The sequence below is a fragment of the Oleiphilus sp. HI0128 genome (genome assembly GCF_001635365.1).
Map to the genome: position 1 here is coordinate 1 of NZ_LWGG01000058.1, position 1280 is coordinate 1280.

Annotated in this window: 1 protein-coding gene and 1 pseudogene; both read right to left on the reverse strand. The window is 46.8% G+C overall.

Translation table 11 applies throughout. From position 1 onward, the window contains the following. The coding region (locus A3763_RS00830) for a ribose-phosphate pyrophosphokinase-like domain-containing protein (protein WP_197482657.1) at positions 1-437 on the reverse strand (437 nt) is incomplete at its 3' end. Further along, positions 434-1280: pseudogene (locus tag A3763_RS00835) on the reverse strand (thymidine phosphorylase); the annotation flags it as partial. The gene A3763_RS00830 and the pseudogene A3763_RS00835, both read right to left, overlap by 4 nt.

The following is a 1280-nucleotide window of genomic DNA, read 5'->3' on the forward strand; positions in this document are numbered from 1 at the left end:
TGCAGAGTGTGTGTTTCCATTGTGTAAATTTCACCCAGTGAATGGTAGCGATGCAGGTGAGGGTCGATGGTGATTAAGCGATCTAAATACTGATTTAACAACTTAGCGTAATAGCGTGAAGTCAGAGCCTCTCCTTCGTGAAACTTAATATCCTGACGCATATAGGGAAGATAAGGACAGACTAAGGTAGTACTGGCTATTCCAAGCTCGCGTAAGGTTTCGCAAAGATAAACCAAGGGTAGAAACTTTGAATTTGGCTGGTGCATATTCGAGACTATAATGGCTTCACGCTGCTGGTAATCGCTATGTACTCTCATGTAAGTTTCACCATCAGGGAACTGGCGGTGTTCCAACTTGGCAGGTTCTGCATTTAACTCCGTAGATAGCGCAGCGAATAGCTCAGGTGCAGCGTAGAGGTCAAAAATTAAAGGTTTCATAGAGTTTCTTCCTCAATTCGAATAGCATCAGGGTGAGCGCTTAGAAAGTCGATCGCATATTCAAGTTCACCTTTTGTTTCTGCGTGCAGTTCAAAAAGTGGTGTACCAATATCGACTATATCCCCTAAATGGGTCTTAAAGAGTATACCGGCGGCAGCTGCAGAGGGCGCGCCAGCGAGTTTAGCCAGTTTACTGATAAAGCGGTTATTGATGTAACAAACTATACCCTGTTTATCCGAGAATACCTCATGACGATAGGGGGCCTTGGGTGGTTCCCTCATACCTCCCTGCGCCTCACATATAGCTTGGAATTTTGTCCAGGCTTTGCCTGAATCCAGAATTTCTGTGGCCCTATCAAGGCAGTGATTCGGCTCTGCCGCATCGCCCATTTCCAAAATCTTTGCAGCAATCAGTAGTGCTCTCTGTCTTAGGTCTTGAGGTGCTAGCGGGCTATTTTGTAGTACGGTTAAAATATCTTGCGCTTCCAAGGCAGGGCCGATGCCGAAACCCACGGGTTGTTGGCCATCTGTCATTAGGCAGGATATTTTTAATCCTAAGGCTTCACTGCTTCGTTCTAGCTGTGTCGATAGTTTTGTCGCGTAGTCCATATCGCGAACTTTGGCGGTAATGCCAACCGGCAAATCGATTAAGGCATGTGTTGACCCGGCAGCCACTTTTTTGGATATCACCGATGCGACCAATTGGCCTTCGCTATCAAGGTCGAGTGCACGTTCGACACGAATCAGAATATCATCTGCCGGGCTAAGGCTAACTGAGCCTCCCCAGGCAATACAGCCGCCTTCTTGTTCAACTACTGATCTCATTTGCTCAATGCTCAAGGTC